The organism is Pseudoalteromonas sp. SWXJ133 (genome assembly GCF_015864365.1).
Classification (GTDB): Bacteria; Pseudomonadota; Gammaproteobacteria; order Enterobacterales; family Alteromonadaceae; genus Pseudoalteromonas; species Pseudoalteromonas arctica.
In genome coordinates this window covers 1-15,388 of sequence record NZ_JADYXJ010000013.1, presented here as the reverse complement: position 1 = coordinate 15,388, position 15,388 = coordinate 1, and the positions used below count along the sequence as shown (strand labels likewise).

General features: G+C 38.9%; 12 protein-coding genes. All 12 read left to right on the top strand.

Annotation, left to right across the window (positions count from 1 at the left end):
• The first annotated feature begins 7 nt into the window (after nt 1-7).
• The 12 genes from I6F40_RS11210 to I6F40_RS11155 all read left to right on the top strand — a co-directional run bounded on the left by I6F40_RS11210 (nt 8) and on the right by I6F40_RS11155 (nt 15,216).
• Complete coding sequence (locus tag I6F40_RS11210) at nt 8-1,264, top strand: sugar MFS transporter (protein WP_166376641.1); 1,257 nt, start codon at nt 8-10, stop codon at nt 1,262-1,264.
• 257 nt (nt 1,265-1,521) lie between these two features.
• A complete protein-coding gene (locus I6F40_RS11205; RefSeq protein WP_197192931.1) occupies nt 1,522-3,411 on the top strand; it encodes a methyl-accepting chemotaxis protein in 1,890 nt (629 codons plus the stop codon).
• A 5-nt stretch (nt 3,412-3,416) separates the two neighbouring features.
• Entirely contained in the window at nt 3,417-4,499 is a 1,083-nt protein-coding gene (locus tag I6F40_RS11200) for a GGDEF domain-containing protein (protein WP_166376643.1), read from the top strand.
• A 13-nt stretch (nt 4,500-4,512) separates the two neighbouring features.
• Nucleotides 4,513-5,127, top strand: a complete 615-nt coding sequence (locus I6F40_RS11195) for a DsbA family protein (protein WP_165741236.1) — start codon at nt 4,513-4,515, stop codon at nt 5,125-5,127.
• 241 nt (nt 5,128-5,368) lie between these two features.
• Complete coding sequence (locus I6F40_RS11190) at nt 5,369-6,121, top strand: DUF3450 domain-containing protein (RefSeq protein WP_166420859.1); 753 nt, start codon at nt 5,369-5,371, stop codon at nt 6,119-6,121.
• 10 nt (nt 6,122-6,131) lie between these two features.
• Entirely contained in the window at nt 6,132-7,499 is a 1,368-nt protein-coding gene (locus tag I6F40_RS11185; protein ID WP_197192930.1) for a MotA/TolQ/ExbB proton channel family protein, read from the top strand.
• Between the two features lie 3 nt (nt 7,500-7,502).
• Nucleotides 7,503-8,030 (top strand): MotA/TolQ/ExbB proton channel family protein, encoded by a 528-nt coding sequence (locus tag I6F40_RS11180; protein ID WP_024593980.1) that lies wholly within the window; start codon nt 7,503-7,505, stop codon nt 8,028-8,030.
• A gap of 53 nt (nt 8,031-8,083) precedes the next feature.
• A complete protein-coding gene (locus I6F40_RS11175) occupies nt 8,084-8,497 on the top strand; it encodes an ExbD/TolR family protein (RefSeq protein ID WP_004334764.1) in 414 nt (137 codons plus the stop codon).
• 12 nt (nt 8,498-8,509) lie between these two features.
• Nucleotides 8,510-9,115 carry an energy transducer TonB gene (locus I6F40_RS11170; RefSeq protein ID WP_197192959.1) on the top strand — a complete coding sequence of 202 codons (606 nt, stop codon included), beginning with the start codon at nt 8,510-8,512 and terminating at the stop codon, nt 9,113-9,115.
• 69 nt (nt 9,116-9,184) lie between these two features.
• The gene (locus I6F40_RS11165; RefSeq protein ID WP_166376688.1) at nt 9,185-10,513 is read left to right on the top strand and encodes a tetratricopeptide repeat protein; all 1,329 of its coding nucleotides are present in this window, start codon (nt 9,185-9,187) and stop codon (nt 10,511-10,513) included.
• A gap of 299 nt (nt 10,514-10,812) precedes the next feature.
• A complete protein-coding gene (locus tag I6F40_RS11160; protein WP_166376646.1) occupies nt 10,813-12,420 on the top strand; it encodes a hypothetical protein in 1,608 nt (535 codons plus the stop codon).
• Between the two features lie 72 nt (nt 12,421-12,492).
• Nucleotides 12,493-15,216, top strand: a complete 2,724-nt coding sequence (locus I6F40_RS11155; protein WP_166376647.1) for a TonB-dependent receptor domain-containing protein — start codon at nt 12,493-12,495, stop codon at nt 15,214-15,216.
• The last annotated feature ends 172 nt before the right edge of the window (nt 15,217-15,388 follow it).

The window sequence follows — 15,388 nt, the reverse complement described above, 5'->3', positions numbered from 1 at the left end:
AAACGACGTGAGTGAAATAAATACAAACCAATCATTCGCGGTCAACGAACAGCCAAATAAAAATTATCTGTTTCCACTGACTGCAATGACGACCCTATTTTTTTTATGGGGTTTTATTACTGTTTTAAACGATGTACTAATACCACGCTTAAAAGGCGTATTTGATTTAAGTTTTTTTGAAGCGATGCTAGTACAGTTTTGCTTTTTTGGTGCTTATTTTATTGTTTCTATCCCTGCGGGGATTTTAGTTAAGCAGTTTGGATACAAAAAAGGGATTTTAACCGGTTTAATTGTGGCTTCAATTGGGTGTATGTTGTTCTACCCTGCTGTTGTTGTACATGAGTATTGGCTATTTTTAGGCGCTTTATTTGTTCTTGCATCAGGTGTAACAGTACTCCAGGTTTCTGCAAATCCTTATGTTGCAGCTCTTGGGCCTGAAAAAACAGCTTCATCTAGGTTAAATTTAGCACAAGCTCTTAATGCACTCGGCACTACAGTTGGTCCGTACGTTGGTGGCATACTATTTTTTGGAACCGCAGGTACATTAGCGGCTTCTGCAGCAACTGCTGAATCGGTAAAAGTGCCTTACTTAATGCTTGCCGGTGCCTTATTACTTATCGCTATTATATTTGCCTTTATAAAGCTTCCAGAAATTGAAGCCCATAAAGAGGAAAATAATGCTGCAGTAGAATTTCGTTCATTAACTCAAGCACCGCACTTAACTATGGGTGTACTTGCTATATTTTGTTATGTAGGCGGTGAGGTTGCCATTGGCAGCTTTTTAGTTAATTATTTTGGTGAGGCACACATAGCAGGACTTGAAGAGCACACTGCAGCAGCGCTTATTAGTTATTACTGGGGCGGGGCAATGGTAGGGCGCTTTATTGGTTCTGTATTATTACAAAAAATAGCACCTTCAAAAGCCATCGCATTTAATGCATTTAGTATTATTACACTCTTACTGATCACTATTTTTACTCAAGGTGACGTCGCTTTATATTCAGTATTGGCAATTGGTTTATTTAACTCAATTATGTTCCCGACTATATTTTCGGTTGCTATCGAGCGACTAGGATCATTGACCAGTAAAGGTTCTGGTTGGTTATGCTTAGCTATTGTAGGCGGTGCACTTGTGCCATTACTCCAAGGCTTTATAGCCGATACAGTAAATATACAACAAAGCTTTTTTGTACCAATGGTGTGTTACATATTTATAGCATGGTACGGATTAAATGTTGTTCGCTTAGCAAATAAGTGGCAATAACCGCTTAATATTAAGTGACTGAATACGTATTCAGTCACTTATAAAGCTACATTTAATAGGAACGTTCCATAAGTAATTAATATAAGTCACAATTTATTTCAATATTAGTCAGTTACCCCCTAAAGCCTTTTATTTTTTAATCCTTTATCCTTATTTTTATCTAATAATCTAGTCGCAAGCCTTATTAATTAAGACATTTAACTAAATTTTTGCTAAAACTGTATGGATAATAACGAAAAAATAATAAAAGGGCTTATATGCTTAACTCGTTAAAATTTACTTCCAAAGTGACTATTGCAGCCTCTTTAATTTTAGTTTTGGTACTAGGGTTATTTACTTTTAATAACTATATTGCCATGCGTAAGCAAACCGAGCAGCAGTTAAGCCTAGTATTACAACAAAATTCTGAATCTGTGTCGCAAAATATAGCGAGTTGGTTAAATGCAAAGCTGGCAATTGTTATATCAATTGCTAAAACCCATAAAGCTAATGATTCTAAAGCCCTCACCCTTTCACAATTAAATACTGCAGAGCTTGCTGGAAGCTTTAAAAATACTTACATAGGTAAATCCAGCGGCACGTTTATATTAAACGATCAATCAGTCGTTTTACCTGCTGACTTTGATGCGACTTCTCGTCCTTGGTATAAATTAGTTGAAAACAAATCTAATACTGCTTTTACGACTCCTTACATAGATGTAACAACTAATGAGCTTACAATTTCAGCGGTAGTACCCATGCTACAAAATGGCCAGTTTAGCGGCGTTGCAGGTGCCGATATTGATATGCAAACCGTGACTAAAATTATTAACGATATTGATTTTTTAGGTCTCGGTTATGGTTTTTTACTCGATAACAAAGGCCAAGTGCTAAGCCATCCAAATGCGAAGTTAAATTTAAAAAACACATCAGATATTTTTGGCACTAATACACCTTTGCAAAGAGAGTTTACCCAATATGAGATAAACGGAGAGTCTAAGCTTATCTCATTTACAAAAATAAGCGGTATTGAAAACGTAGATTGGTACCTAGGTGTCGTTATAGATAAAGATAAAGCGTATGTCAGTGTTTCTAACTTTGGCCAAACTGCGGCTGTTTTTATGGTGATAGGGATCATTACTATCATTATTATGATGCAGCTTTTATTACGCTATTTAATGCAGCCTATGAACCGTTTAAACGATGCCATTAAAGATATAGCACAAGGCGAAGGCGATTTAACAAGGCGCTTAGCCGTTGAAAATGATGATGAGTTTGGCGAGTTAAGCCATTCGTTTAATATTTTCATCGAAAAAATTCAGCATTCAATAGAGCAAGTAAAAGACTCCACAGAGCAATTAGATACAGCTATTGAGAGCTTGGTATCACAAACACATTCATCGCTGTCTATGTATGATGACCAAAGTAAACGAACCGATAGTGTTGCAGCAGCTATCAATCAGTTTTCAGCTACATCAATGGATATTTCAAATAATGCAGAGAGTGCATCGCAACTTGCTAAAAATGCAGATGAGCACTCAACTCAAAATCAAGAAGCATTAAGTCACAGTGTTGCAACCATCCACCAGCTTTCGGCTAATATGGAGAAAGCTCAGCAAACTATAAACAGTTTAAATACGCATACAGCTAGTATTGGCCAAGTGCTTGAAGTTATTAAAGGTGTAAGTGAGCAGACGAATTTATTGGCACTTAATGCCGCAATAGAGGCTGCGAGAGCAGGAGAGGCAGGACGCGGTTTTGCCGTTGTAGCAGATGAAGTACGCCAATTAGCACACCGCACTCAACAATCAACGCAAGAAATTGAAGACACCGTGAGCCAGTTACAAAAAGGCTCAAACCTTGCTGTAGAGCTTATGAAAACAAGCCTTCAAGACAGTGAAAAAAGCGTACAACAAGCAGATGCCGTCGGCAATTTAATGAGTCATGTTATACAATCTATTAAGCAAATTAACGATGCAAATCATTCTGTGGCCAGTGCAACCGATGAGCAAAACCAAGTTGTTAAGTTATTAGATACTGATATTCGAACAATTAGTGCGCTTTCTATACAAGGCAAGGCTAACTTAAATGACACGCTTAACGAATGTACCAAACTAAAACAGCAGTTTAGTGCCTTAGAAAATATGGTTCAAAAGTTTAAAGTATAAAATTAATGACTAAAAAAAATGTGAATAAACCAAATTGGCTCAGTCTAATAAATATCGACAGTGTTTATAGCTCAGACATGCAACGCAAAGCGTTTTCTTTATTTACCATGATTGGGATATCAATTGTGGTGATCGCAGTATTAGTGTTTTTGAATTATAAGGTTTACTCACCGATACTCACAGCTTTATTAATTATCGTTAACATTACAAATATAAGCTGTTCTATATACTTTATAAAAACGGGTAATCTTCAAGTAGTGGCATTAATAAGTATGAGCATTGTGTGCATGATGTTTGTTGCACTTGTTTATACCGGCGGTAAAGACAACACCGCGCTATATTGGCTAATGTTTTATCCTGTAGTGACGTTTGCATCTTTAGGGGTTAGATTAGGTGCTTGGTTAGGTTTTACTTTACTGTTTTCTTGTCTTGTTATTTTATACGGCCCTGACTTCGGTCAAGTTAGCTATGGCGACGTAGAAAAAGCACGATTTATAGCGTCCTTTTCTATGGTGTTTTTATTCTCATTTATTGGTGAGTATTTTAGGTATAAAAGCCACATGGCTATTGCTGATATTACGCTAGAGCAAAAAAAAGATGCTTATACCGACCCCCTTACTGGTATAGCAAACAGACGTTTTATTACCTCTCATTTTTTAAAGCTTGCCCAAACTCGCCCAGAGCAGTACTTACCTTTTTCAATTTTGTTAATTGATTTAGATAACTTCAAATCTTTAAACGATACGCATGGACACGATTTTGGTGATACAGTATTGATTGAATTTACCAAGCTCCTTGAATCTCAGTTTTTAGCAACTGCGTTAAAGGCCCGTTATGGAGGTGAGGAGTTTGTTGTTATTTTACCGCAGGTTACTGTTCCTACAGCCACTGTAATAGCAAACAAATTTCGAGAGGCTGTTGCAGGGCATGTTATATTTACTGATGACAAGCAGCGTATTTCAATCACCTGTAGTATTGGTATTTCCCAAGTAAATAAAGTAACTGATTATGATGATTCGTTAAAACAAGCTGATGAAGCTCTTTATAGTGCAAAGGCTGCTGGTCGTAATAGTGTCGTCTCGAACTAGTTGAAGGATTAATATGTCTCAAAGTAAATTAATATATGTTCATGACCCAATGTGTAGTTGGTGTTGGGGTTACTCACCAACCTGGCTTAAGCTAAAATCAGAGCTTGCTGGTAAAGTGGCAATAGAATATAGAGTAGGTGGCCTAGCACCCGATAGCCAAGACCCAATGCCACAAAATATGAAAGAGATGCTTGAGGGGACTTGGCATAAAATTTCAGCGCAGCTAGGCACTCAATTTAATTATGATTTTTGGCGCAATTGCCAGCCAAGGCGTTCAACGTATCCCGCATGTAGAGCCGCACTTATAGCGCGTAAAGCGGATAAAGAAGCTCAAATGGTGGCTGCAATTCAAAATGCTTATTACCTAAATGCGCAAAACCCGTCAGATGAAAGTACATTAATTAGTTTGGCTGAAAAGATTGGCTTAGATAAAAATGAGTTTACCGTGCAGCTAACGTCAAGCGAGCTTAATGATGAATTTAAAGCTGAGTTATCCTTTGTTCGTACACTACCAATCCAAGGTTTTCCCTCACTAGTGCTTATTAAAGGTAATAAAGCATACCCAATTGAAATAAATTACACCGATTGGCATTATTCCCTTAATCAAATTAATTCAATTTTAAAATAATCCAGCCTGTTTATAGGGCATTTGGCTAACAAATGCTCTTATCATCTTAAAAACCCCCTCGTAAGTCTTAATTATTACCACTGTCATAAAATCGACTTTTTTTCGCAACATCCTTGTCATGTTTCATCTATAAACTCCTGCTCATTGAAATTCTAAAGTAATAAATTATTTATAGAACTTAATTTATTACCTTAAAAAACAAACTAGCAAATCCGCTAACTAACGAGTAAAGGTGTATGCGATGAAAGGCGTTAAACCATTAATCTTAGCTGGTATTGTGGCCGCAAGTGCAGCAGTACACGCAAATGATTTAGATAAGGTTATTGATAAAAGCAGTGAAATTAATAAATCAGCTGCGCAATCACAAACAACAATAGACAAGATTGCAGATTCAATGCAAGGACGTTTACAACAGTTTAAAACCCTCAATAAAGAAATTGACGGTTTAGCTGTTTACAACGCTCAGCTAACTAAACAGTTAAATAATCAAATAGAAGAGATGGAATCTTTAAACCTATCAATGGATCAGGTTTCTATTATTGAACGTCAAATTACCCCTCTTATGCTGCGCATGATCACAGGTCTTGAGCAGTTTGTATCTTTAGACATTCCATTTTTAGCTGATGAGCGCACTAAGCGCGTTACGTCTTTAAATGAAATGATGAATCGTGCAGATATCAACTCAAGCGAAAAGTTTCGCCGTGTGCTTGAAGCCTACCAAGTTGAAGTTGACTACGGACGTACTATCGAAGCTTATACCGCACTTTTAAATGTGGATGATAAAGAGCGTGAAGTCGACTTTTTACGCATTGGCCGTTTAGAGCTTATTTATTTAACACGTGATGGAAAAAAAGCAGGTAGTTGGAATGCAGATACAAAATCATTCGAAGCATTACCAGATTCTACAATAAGCCAAATAAATAAAGGTTTACGTATTGCACGTAAGCAACTAGCCCCAGATATGTTAACTCTGCCAGTACATGCAGCAGAATAAGAGGTTGAAAATGAAATTGTTTACTCAAATGACAAAAATAGCTCTTTTTGCTGCAAGCCTAAGTATTACTGGCGCAAGTGTAGCGGCAGAGCCTATGAACCTAGATTCATTACTTAAAACGCTCGAAAATGGTAAATCAGCACAAAGCGAGCAAAACAAGCAACGTGAGCAAGAGTTTGCGGCTCGTCAAAACGAACAAGTACAAATGCTTAAAAACACCCAAGCTAAGCGTAATCAAATGCTGGTGGAATCTGAGCGTTTAGAAACACAGTTTGAAGAAAACGAAGTAAAACTAGCTAACCTAACAGACACGCTTACTAAGCGTATGGGCTCACTAAAAGAGTTGTTTGGTGTGTTACAGCAAGTAGCAGGTGATTCTAGTAATAAATTTGCGACATCGATTGTGTCGGCTCAAATAGACGGGCGTAGTACGTTTATGGATGAACTTGCTCAAAAAATGGGTTCAACGTCAAAACTTGCTTCAATAGAAGATATTGAAAAAGTATGGTTTGAACTACAGCGCGAAATGACCGAGCAAGGCAAGGTAAGCCGCTTTAACGCAAGTGTCATTGTTGAAGGCGGTACTAAAGCACAGCAAGAAGTTGTGCGAGTGGGTGCATTTAACCTTATATCAAACGGTAAGTATTTAGAGTTTAATTCCTCGACTAATTCTTTGAGTGAATTAACTCGCCAACCCGTATCGCGCTTTACCGCAACGGCAGACGATCTTCAAAGTACTAAAAGCGGTGTGGTGCAATTCGCACTTGACCCAACAGGCGGCTCTATTCTTGGTTTATTAGTTCAAGCACCCGATACACAAGAACGTGTTCATCAAGGTGGGACTGTTGGTTATGTGATTTTAGGCGTGGGTGTTATTGCACTACTTATATCACTAGAGCGTTTTTTCTCATTATTGATTATGGGCGGTAAAATTCGTCGTCAACTTAAAGATTCAGTTGCACGTGATGACAATCCGCTTGGACGCGTAATGAAAGTAAAAGATCAATTTCCGAGTGTTTCACACGACACACTTGAGCTTAAATTAAGTGAAGCTATTTTACGTGAAATGCCAAAAGTGACGCGTAATTTAACACTTATCAAAATCATCTCTGTTGTTGCACCGCTGTTAGGTTTATTAGGTACGGTAACAGGCATGATCAATACATTCCAAGCAATCACCTTATTTGGTACTGGGGATCCTAAGCTTATGGCAGGTGGTATTTCTCAAGCATTAGTAACAACGGTACTAGGCTTAGTGGTAGCAATACCAACGGTATTTTTATACACCTTACTTAATACGCGCGCTAAAAACATTTTGTTGACTATTCAAGAGCAGAGCGCCGGTATTATTGCAGAGCGTAGCGAGAAGGGAGCATAAACCATGGTGCTATTGATTGATTCAATCAATGCTATCCGTGATTTTCTCGACACTGGTGGCCAAGTTCTCTTGGTCATCGGGGTGTTAATCTTCGCGATGTGGTTATTGATACTCGAGCGATTTATTTACTTTTTCAACGGTTTTCGAAGCTATAAACAGGGTGTGAAAACCGATTGGATTAACCGTGCAGAACGTAATAGTTGGAACGCAGAGCAAATACGCGAAGCGATGATATCGCGAGCAGGTATGCGCTTAAACACCAATCTTTCTTTGATTAATGTGATGGTTGCTTTGTGCCCACTACTTGGTTTGTTAGGCACTGTAACGGGCATGATAGAAGTGTTTGATGTAATGGCAATTACCGGCACAGGGAGTGCGCGTTCAATGGCATCAGGGGTATCTAAAGCAACTATCCCGACAATGGCAGGCATGGTAGGTGCGTTATCTGGGGTATTTGCCTCAACGTATTTACAACGAAAAGCTAAGCGCGAAGTAGAACTACTACAAGACAGCATGGTTTTAGACCATTAAGCAAAATTTTGATAAGCGGCTTATATAAAGTCGCTCATCCTAGGAGAATAAAAATGAGAGCCCCGTTAGGAAACCTATTTCAAGAAGACGAAGCTGAAGAAATAAACATGACCCCAATGCTAGACGTTGTATTTATCATGCTTATTTTCTTTATTGTAACTGCCTCTTTTGTTAAAGAAGCCGGTATTGATGTTAACCGCCCAGAAGCCGCAACAGCGGTTAAAAAAGAGCGTGCAAATATCCTTGTGGCGATTTCAGATACAGGTGAAATTTGGATTAATAAACGTCAAATTGATGTACGCGCAGTACAAGCCAATATCGAGCGTTTAAAAGCAGAAAATCCACAAGGTAGCGTTGTGATTCAAGCGGATAAAAAAGCCACTACCGAAATGTTAATAAAGGTGATGGATGCCTCGCGCGCGGCGGGCGCATTTGATGTATCAATTGCCGCACAAGATGCGTCTTAAGGGCTAGTTATGTTGCGATATTTAGTTGCATTAGTGATAGCCGGTGTAGTGACCTTTATGTTGTTTTTAGGCATGCAGGCACTGATTACTGGCGGTGAAGGCGCTATGTCGGATCCGGTAAAGGGTAACGTACTTGATTTTGTTCGCTTGAAAAAAGAAGAAACCGTACAAAAAAAAGAGCGTAAACCTCAAAAACCACCAACACCAAAAGAGCCGCCACCACCAATGGAGTCGCCGCAAATGCAAAACAGCGATGCGACAGCAAATGCTAATAACTTTGATTTTGCTGCCAATGTAGATGCAGATGTAAATTTAGCGGGCGGTTTAGCTCTAGAGACAAGTGACGGTGAATATTTACCGATTGTAAAAGTGGCCCCAGTGTATCCGCGTCGTGCGTTATCTCGTGGCATAGAAGGCTACGTTATTGTTGAATTTACAGTAACTAAACAAGGCACAGTGCGTGACCCACAAGTAATTAAAGCACAGCCTGAGTCACTGTTTGATAGAGCCGCGATGGATGCAGCACTTAAATTTAAATATAAACCACGTGTAGTAAGCGGTGAAGCCGTTGAAGTAGCGGGTGTTCAGAACAAAATATCTTTCCAAATTAGCGGTTAATTTAGTAACTAACCACGAGTAAACGGACAGAAATGCGAGGCGATTATGAAACCATTTATTAAATCAGTTATGAAATTAAACCCTACGGCTAAACTTTTGAAAGTGACTTTATTTTGTACCGCTGCAGTAAGTACAAGCATTGTAACTCCAAGTGCTTTAAGCCTGATACCAGGGCTAAATGTAGCTACGGCACATGCAGAGTCAGAACAAAAAACTAAACGTGTACCAGCGCTTCGCGAAAAGGTCTACAGCCAACTCGCACGTGCACAAAAACTCGCTGATGATGGCGATGTTAAAGCAGGCCTTGAGGCGCTTGACAGTATTAACGAGCGCTCATCGAGCATGAACTCGTACGAAATTGCGATGATGCATAATTTTTATGGGTTTATTTATTACAACGAAAACGATTTACCAAAAGCGATAGCTTCGTTTGAAAAGGTCGTAGCAGAGGAAGCCATTCCTGAGTCGCTTCGTTTAAGTACTACCTTTAGTTTAGCGCAACTAGCTATGGCTAATAGTGATTACACTAAAGTTATCGCATTTTTAGATGACTGGGACACTATCAACACTAAGCCTAAAACAGAAGCTTATTACTTGTTAAGAGCCCAAACGTATTATCAGTTAAAAGATTATGAGAAAGGGCTTAAGTATATATCTCAGGTTATTGCACTGAGCGATAATGAAGGCAAAGCGCCTAAAGAGAATTGGTTAGTGCTACAACGTGCCATGTACTACTCACTTAATCAAACAGGTAAAGTAGTTACTGTACTTGAGCGCTTAGTAAAACTTTATAACAAGCCTGAGTATTGGGTACAGTTATCGGGTATGTATGGCGAAACAGGACAAGAAAAACAACAGTTAGCCGTAATTGAAGCCGCTTATCAGCAAGGATTTTTAACCTCTAAATCTGATTTACGCCAATTAGCACAAGTGTATTTATATAACGGCTTAGCATTTAAAGCCGCAGACGTTATGAGCGATGCGATTGAAAAAGGGATTGCAGAGCAAAACGCTAAAAACTATGCCTTTGTAGCAGAGGCGATGATCCAAGCAAAAGAAGACGAAAAATCAATAAAATACTTTGTAAAAGCAGCCGATTTATCACCCAGTGGTAAATATGACCAACGCTTAGCTGAAGTATATGTTAATACTGAGCAATACGAGGAAGCGGCCGACGCAGCGCGTAAAGCACTTAATAAAGGTTCACTTGATTTTGAATCAAATGCATTTGTTGCCTTGGGTATGGCTCAGTACAACTTACAAAATTTTGATGCATCAATTTTAGCGTTCGAACAGGCAGAAAAACATAAAAAATCACAGCGTTTAGCGCAGCAATGGATTAAATATGTAAAGCGCGAGAAAGTGCATGCAGAAACACTTAGAACAGCGTTACTGTAAATTTTACTAATTCCTGCAAACGTATAAGTAGGAATTATAAAGCCATTTCATAATCGCAATACCAAACCGCCTCATGGCGGTTTTTTTGTTGCTATAAAAAGTAACCAATTGATTTTATGAAAGTTAACATTGTCATTTTATGTTTATTAAAGTGTAACTTCATTGTCATAACACTCCCGTATTGTACTTCGTATTCGATAACTCAAGTGACCTTAATGCATGAGTATCGTGCCTTAAAGTGACTTAAGTTATTACTTAAAGCGCTAACACAATAATTAAATACTTTTACGGAGTGAACAATGAAATTATCTGGCTTATTCAAAATCAGCTTAGTGACTACAGCAATAACATTGGCTGGTTGTGGCGGTGGTGATATTAACGTTACACCGACTACAGTTGATAACAGTGTAGACAATTCAGTGACTAACCCAGGTGGTGATAATGGTGGCGATACAATAAGTTGTGCCACATACACATTAGATGGAGCTACATTTACGGGTGAAGCAGAAGGCATTAACTGTTTATACAGCCAAGCATTTGCAAGTAATGCAAAAGAAATTACAAGCTCTTTTGTTATCCCTGCGCTAGACGATGGCGGTGCCCATGTATTTGAAGGTGCTTTATTTATTGGTGACGATGTAGACACATCTACTGGCGCCACTATTGATGTTAATGGCCCAACATTGTCTATTGAAGCAGGCGCTACCATTGCGTTTACCAAGCCAGAGAGTTTTATTCGTATTGCTCGCGGTGCAAATATTGAAGCAATTGGTGAAGTAGATAAGCCAATTATTTTCACAAGCATTAAAGAAGTTGATGGTGATGATTCTACCACCGCTCAAATTGGGGATTGGGGTGGTGTTCAGGTAAATGGACGTGGTCATTCTATTCGTTGTACAGCAACAGCTGCGGCACAAGACATGTGTAACCACTCAGCTGAAGGTATTGTATCTTATTACGGTGGTAATGATCCGCAAGATAGTAGCGGTATTCTAAAGCATATTGTTATTAAGTATGCAGGATTTGGTGTTGAAGGTGATGAGCTAAATGGTTTAACACTAAATGCTGTTGGCTCAGGCACAACAATTGATTATGTCCATGTACATAATGGTTTTGATGATGGTATAGAGCTCTTTGGTGGTAGTGTTAACCTTAAACACATCGTTGTTACTGATACAGGCGATGATGGTATTGACTGGGATGAGGGTTGGAAAGGCTATGGACAGTACATTCTTGTCCGTTCAAATGAATATGGAAATCATGGTTTTGAAACAGATGGCGCAAAAGTTGATCCATTATCTGCAGACGCACAAGATTTAGTAACGACTGTTTCTAATCCAACTATTGCTAATGCAACCGTTGTTACTACTGGTGACCAAGGTGCTGAAGGGCGTCGTACTGGTGCCGGTATGGAAATGAAAGAATGGGGTAAAGCGCAATTAGCTAATATGCTGTTTGTAAACTCATCATCTGTAGATGGTGCTGGCTGTTTTGATTTATATAATGAAAAAGATAAATCAGGAGATGCTGGTGTGCATGCCAATGCTAACAACGGTGATATCGCATTTATGAGTTCAATATTTGCGTGTGGTAAGAATTTTGAAGACGTAAATACTCCTTTAACAGGCGCGTTAGCAAGCTTTGATATCAATACCTGGTTTACTGGTGGCGAAAATAACCAGCTGATTGGTTTTGCTGATTTTGCAAATGTGCTTGGTGCTGATGGTGTTTCAACTGCAGCAACTATTACAGATTCACAAGGTACTGCGGTAGCTACAACAGCTAAAGACATGAGTGAGGTTGACTCTTTCTTTACTAACGCAGGCTACATTGGTGCACTTAAAGAAGGTGAATCAAGTGAATGGGCTGATTTTGTAGCTGCATCTTTACAACGCGCTAGTAATTAATCTAGACCGGCTCTAATTATAAGGCGCTCTGGCGCCTTTTTTAAGGGAATTTTAGGTTTAGAGGATATAAATATGAAACATCAAAAGCAGTTTAAAACTAATCTAATAACGTTATCTCTGCTCTCCCTTTTTTCTTCATTTAATTCTTTTGCTGAACAGGCACAAGAAATAATCAATGAAGAAGCGATAGAAGAAGTTGTTGCAACAGGTACACGCCTTAAAGGCAGTGCTAGTGCCGTAATTGATGAACGTAAAAACCAGGCATTTGTTGCTGATATAATGGGTTCAGAGCAAATATCTAGAACAGGTGATAGCGATGCCGCTTCTGCACTTCGCCGTGTTACAGGCTTATCGTTAGTTAACGATAAGTTTATTTATGTACGCGGTTTAGGTGAGCGTTACTCAAGCGTGCGTTTAAATGGCGCGGTTGTTCCAAGCCCAGATCTGACTCGAAATGTAATTCCACTTGATATTTTCCCATCAAGTATTATTGAATCTTTAGCTGTTCAAAAAGCCTATTCGCCTAATATGCCTGCGGCTTTTGGTGGTGGTGACGTTAATATCAGGACGAAAAGCATTCCAAGTGATACTTTATTTAAAGTTGAGATTGGTGCTAGCTATAAAGATACAAACGATGAAGGCTACACATACAATGGCGGCAGTGACGACTGGTTAGGTAAAGATGATGGTACACGCGCATTACCTGGAGCCGTTAAAACGGCGCTAAATACCTATATCAATGGCTTGTCTGATATCTCATACAGAAATATAAGAGATGTCGAGTCAAGACGTCAGGGGGCTGATATTGGTCAAGCAGCTGCAATAGACTTAAATAAAAGTTTATCAAAAGCACTACCAAGAGATTTTGGCTTAGAAAAAGAAAGCTTAAACCCTGATGCAGGCATTAAAGCTGTTTATGGCGACCGATTTGATAACTTATTTGGCCTAGACGGATCTTTTGGTTTCTTAGCATCAGTTGCTTATGAAAATGAATGGTCTAATGCAGAGAAGTTTAGCGCAGTACTTTCTTCTGTTGACGCATCTGAATCTGAATGTTCAAAAGATGATTTTACTTGTTACTCTGCCACAGAGAAAGAAGTATCAACCAAGCATAATATAAAATTAAATAGCTCTCTAAATTTAGGTTATAAAATTGGCGGCCATGATTTAACAGCTACCTATATGATGCTACGAGATACTGAAGATGAAGCTTCTGTTTCGCTTTACCAAGAGCCTTCAAAGTCATTAAGCATTGATGCTGGGCAATTACAGCGAAGCCACTTAACCTCTTTTGAGGAACGGGAACTTGAAATACTTCAACTTCGTGGAATGCACAATTTAGAGTGGAGTTTTCTTGAAGGTGTCGGTGTAGATTGGCAATACACTGATTCAACAGCGACGACGAGTATACCCGGCGAGCTTGAAGTAACGGTGCGTGATGAGTACGCCGATGGCGAATATCAACGTACTTTTTATAATGGTAGCTTAGGTGGCAACCCTTATTTGTATCGATTTGTTGAGCTAGAAGACGATGTAGAAAACTGGGGCGTTAATATTAACAAAGTTTTTTACTTTGAGAACGCCGAAGTTGAAATCGCGGGTGGCGGCTATTTTGTTGAAAAAACGCGTGATTACCGCACAGACTTTTTTAACTATCGTTTTAGCCAAACACAGTCTTTAGATTTAGCACAAAGTGAAGAAGAAGCACTGTCAATTGGTAGTTTCTTTGCAAATGATGCTGTGATCGATTCAACGGATTTAGAGTTATTGTTTCAAGAACCTACAGCCGATGATTACTTAGCAGCGCAAATGATTGATGCTTATTATGGCTCTTTTGATATCACTTTTGCTCAAGATTGGCGTTTAAGTGGTGGTGTGCGTTACGAGGATTTCCGCCAAGTTGCCCTCGCTTTTTCTCGCTCAGCATTCGATCCTGCTTTATTGGCAGATAAATTAAGTGCAGATGCAATAAAACAAGCAAGTGTGATGGAAGATGAGTATTTTACTTCATTATCCATGACATACAGTCAGCAGTCGTACCAGGTTCGTTTTGGCTATGGCAGCACGGTTGTTCGTCCTGACTTGCGTGAGTTAAGCCCTGTTCAATTCCAAGATCCGTTGACCGGTTATCGAACGCTTGGTAATCCATTCTTAGAATCTAGTTACCTAGATAACTTTGATGCACGTATCGAATTTTATATGGACAATGGTGATAACTACTCAGTTGGCGCATTCTATAAAGATATAGATAACCCAATCGAAGCATTATTAACCGAAAGTGACGGCCGTTTTACGCTGCAGTTTGACAATGCAGATACAGCCTATGTTTACGGTATAGAAGCAGAATGGTTAACTGAGTTGCATAGTGATTTATTAGGAGGTGCTTTTTTTACTTCTGGTAATTTAACAGTAAGTGATTCAGAAGTTGAAATTGCACAAGAGCAGCGCGCTGACCTTACTAATCTAAAGCGACGCATGACTGGCCACTCAAAGTATGTTGCCAACTTACAATTGAATTACGATTCGCATGATGGCATGCACCAAGCTTCAGTTATTTATAACGTATTTGGTGACCGTATTTTAGCTGCGGGTGTTAACAATTTTGATGACGCTTACGAACAACCTTTAAACTCGTTAGACATGGTTTATAGTTACTACCCAACGTTCAATACTACATTAACACTTAAAGTGAAAAATATGTTGGGACAAAACTTTGAAGTAGAACAAAATGATGTGCTAATTCGTTCTCAAGAAACGCCTAGAGAGCTGAGTTTAAGCTTTAGCTATGAGTTTTAAACCCCTTGAACGACTAAAATAAGCCGTTACAACCTAGCCCTGCCATATGTAGTAATGCAGATCGTTTAAGCTAATTGAACGATCTTTCAAAGGGCTCATAATAGGCTACAACAGAAGTTGTGGCCTATTTTTATGTCTGAATTTATTAAAGAATTACACCTTACTACTGAGT